Genomic DNA, 4027 nt, shown 5'->3' with positions numbered 1-4027 from the left:
GCCACAGTGATGCTGTCGGTATAATCCTGGCCGGCCGCGAACTCGTTATGGGCACCGTTCATCGCGTAGGTCCAGGTGCCGTCGGCGAGGATGGTGAACGTGCCATAGTTGTGATTGCCCGCGACATTGCTCTGTGCCGTGAACAGCGCCGAACTGTCGACATCGGTGGCGCTCAGCTTGCCGCCGGTATTCTGCGCCACATCGCTTTCGGTGAGTTGCTGCGTCGCTGTGCCGGTGATCACCGCCGCGTCATTGGTGCCATGGATGGTGACGGTGATCACCTGGGTGGTACCGTCCGCTGTGGCCACAGTGATGCTGTCGGTGTAGTCCTGGCCGCCGACGAACTCGTTATGGGCGCCGTTCATCGCGTAGGTCCAGGTGCCGTCGGCGAGGATCGTGAACGTGCCGTAGTTGTGATTGCCGGCAACGCCGCTCTGCGGGACGAAGTTGGTGGAGCTGTCGACGTCAGTGGCGCTAAGCTTACCGCCGGCATTCTGGGCGACATCGCTTTCGGTGAGCGACTGCGTGGCCGTGCCGGTGATCACCGCCGCATCATTGGTACCGTGAATGGTGACCGTGAGCACCTGCGTGGTGCCGTCGGCCGTGGCCACGGTGATGCTGTCGGTATAATCCTGGCCGGCCGCGAACTCGTTATGGGCACCGTTCATGGCGTAGGTCCAGGTGCCATCGGCGAGGATGGTGAACGTGCCGTAGTTGTGATTGCCCGCGACATTGCTCTGTGCCGTGAACAGCGCCGAACTGTCGACATCGGTGGCGCTCAGCTTGCCGCCGGTATTCTGCGCCACATCGCTTTCGGTGAGTTGCTGCGTGGCCGTGCCGGTGATCACGGCGGCATCATTGGTGCCATGGATCGTGACGGTGATCACCTGCGTGGTACCATCCGCTGTGGCCACGGTAATGCTGTCGGTGTAATCCTGACCGCCGACGAACTCGTTATGAGCGTCGTTCATCGCGTAGGTCCAGGTGCCGTCAGCGAGGATCGTGAATGTGCCGTAGTTGTGATTGCCGGCGACATTGCTCTGTGCAACGAAGTTGGCAGAGCTGTCGACATCGGTGGCATCGAGCTTGCCGCCGGTATTCTGGGCRACATYGCTTTCGSTGAGCGMCTGCGTGRCCGTRCCGGTGATCACCGCTGCATCRTTGSTGCCATGGATGGTGACGGTCAGCACCTGSGTGGTGCCGTCGGCCGTCGCCACGGTGATGCTRTCGGTATAATCCTGGCCGGCCGCGAACTCGTTATGGGCACTGTTCATGGTGTAGGTCCAGGTGCCATCGGCAAGAATGGTGAACGTGCCATAGTTGTGATTGCCCGCGACATTGCTCTGTGCCGTGAACAGCGCCGAGCTGTCGACGTCGGTGGCGCTCAGTTTGCCGCCGGTGTTCTGGGCGACATCGCTTTCGGTGAGTGTTTGCGTGGCCGTGCCGGTGATCACGGCGGCATCGTTGGTGCCGTGGATGGTGACCGTGATCACCTGCGTGGTACCGTCCGCCGTGGCCACGGTAATGCTGTCGGTGTAATCCTGGCCGCCGACGAACTCGTCATGGGCATCGTTCATCGCATAGGTCCAGGTGCCGTCAGCGAGAATGGTGAACGTGCCATAGTTGTGATTGCCGGCGACATTGCTCTGTGCGACGAAGTTGGCGGAGCTGTCGACATCAGTGGCGCTCAGTTTGCCGCCGGTGTTCTGGGCGACATCATTTTCGTTGAGTTGCTGCGTCGCCGTGCCGGTGATGACGGCAGCATCGTTGGCGCCATCGATGGTAATGGTGATCACCTTATCCTGACCATCTGCCGTCTGGACGRTGAATGTGTCGGTCAGGTGGTCGTTGACGTTGAGCGCATTGACGGCCGTATTGCTGTTGTCGAGCTGGTAGCTCCACTTACCAGCCGCATCCATCGTCAGCGTGCCGTAATGATCATCGCCGGAAATGGTTGTGGCAGTCCACTGATCGTTGGCGTTGTCGGCATCGGTGTTGTTGAGATCGCCTTGGATTGGATTGGCGGGAGAGTCTTCGGTCACAGTGCCTGTGTCGCCACCGGCGCTGATCACAGCGGCATCATTGGTGCCGTGGATGGTAACGGTGATCACCTGGCTGGTGCCGTCGGCGGTGGTCACCGTGATGCTGTCGGTATAGTCATGACCCGCCTTGAACTCATCATGGGCATCGTTCATGACATAAGTCCAGGTGCCGTCAGCGGCGATGGTGAACTTGCCGAAGCCGTGGCTGCCATCGACATCCGTCTGCACATCGAAGGCGGCAGAGCTGTCGACGTCGGAAGCATCGAGCTTGCCACCAGTGTTCTGGGCAGCGTCGGTCTCAGTCAGTTCCTGGGTGCTCGTTCCTGTGATGAGGGCCGCATCATTGGTGCCGTGAATGGTGACGGTGATCACCTGGCTGGTGCCGTCCGCCGTGGTCACGGTGATGCTGTCGGTATAGTCATGCCCCGCCTTGAACTCGTCATGGGCGTCGTTCATGACATAGGTCCAGGTGCCATCGGCGGCGATCGAGAACTTGCCGAAGCCGTGGCTGCCATCGACATCCGTCTGCACATCGAAGGCGGCAGAGCTGTCGACGTCGGAAGCATCAAGCTTGCCGCCGGTGTTCTGGGCGGTGTCGCTCTCCGTCAGTTCCTGGGTGCTGCTGCCGCCGATCACCGCGGCATCATTGGTGCCGTGGATAGTGACGGTGATCACCTGGCTGGTGCCGTCGGCGGTGGTGACGGTGATGCTGTCGGTGTAGTCGTGGCCTGCCTTGAACTCGTCATGAGCATCGTTCATGACATAAGTCCAGGTGCCGTCGGCGGCGATCGAGAACTTGCCGAAGCCATTGCTGCCATCGACGTCGGTCTGCACATCGAAGGCGGCAGAGCTGTCGACATCGGAAGCATCAAGCTTGCCGCCAGTGTTTTGAGCCGAATCCGTCTCCGTCAGTTCCTGTGTGCTTGTGCCGGAGATCACCGCGGCATCGTTGGTGCCGTGAATGGTGACCGTGATCACCTGGCTGGTGCCGTCGGCGGTGGTGACGGTGATGCTGTCGGTATAGTCATGGCCTGCCTTGAACTCGTCATGGGCGTCGTTCATGACATAGGTCCAGGTGCCGTCGGCGGCGATCGAGAACTTGCCGAAGCCGTGGCTGCCATCGACATCCGTCTGCACATCGAAGGCGGCCGAGCTGTCGACGTCGGAAGCATCAAGCTTGCCGCCGGTGTTCTGGGCGGTGTCGCTCTCCGTCAGTTCCTGGGTGCTGCTGCCACCGATCACCGCGGCATCATTGGTGCCGTGGATGGTGACGGTGATCACCTGGCTGGTGCCGTCGGCGGTGGTGACGGTGATGCTGTCGGTGTAGTCATGACCCGCCTTGAACTCGTCATGGGCGTCGTTCATGACATAGGTCCAGGTGCCATCGGCGGCGATCGAGAACTTGCCATAGCCATGGCTGCCATCGACATCGGTCTGAGCCGTGAACAGCGCCGAGCTGTCGACATCGCTGGCATCCAGCTTGCCGCCGGTGTTCTGCGCCACATCACTTTCAGTGAGCGACTGCGTGCTGCTGCCGCCGATCACCGCGGCATCATTGGTGCCATGGATGGTGACCGTGATCACCTGGGAGGTGCCATCAGCCGTGGTCACCGTGATGCTGTCGGTATAGTCATGGCCGGCTTTGAACTCGTCATGGGCATCGTTCATGACATAGGTCCAGGTGCCATCGGCCGCGATGGTGAACTTGCCGAAGCCATTGCTGCCATCGACGTCGGTCTGAGCCGTGAACAGCGCCGAGCTGTCGACATCGCTGGCATCCAGCTTGCCGCCGGTGTTCTGCGCCACATCACTTTCAGTGAGCGACTGCGTGCTGCTGCCGCCGATCACGGCTGCATCATTGGTGCCATGGATGGTGACCGTGATCACCTGGGAGGTGCCATCAGCCGTGGTCACCGTGATGCTGTCGGTATAGTCATGACCCGCCTTGAACTCGTCATGGGCATCGTTCATGACATAGGTCCACA

General features: G+C 60.8%; 1 protein-coding gene. It reads right to left on the bottom strand.

Going from position 1 to position 4027, the window contains the following annotated elements:
- Window positions 1–4013, bottom strand: a 4013-nt coding sequence (locus tag AC1D06_RS42070) for a beta strand repeat-containing protein (RefSeq protein ID WP_477991452.1), incomplete at its 3' end; no start/stop codon positions are given.
- Window positions 4014–4027 lie beyond the last annotated feature (14 nt).

Source organism: Rhizobium sp. P2_G2 (assembly GCF_056403555.1).
Note: the sequence above shows the minus strand (reverse complement) of the source record. Positions and strands in the feature narration are given on the sequence as shown.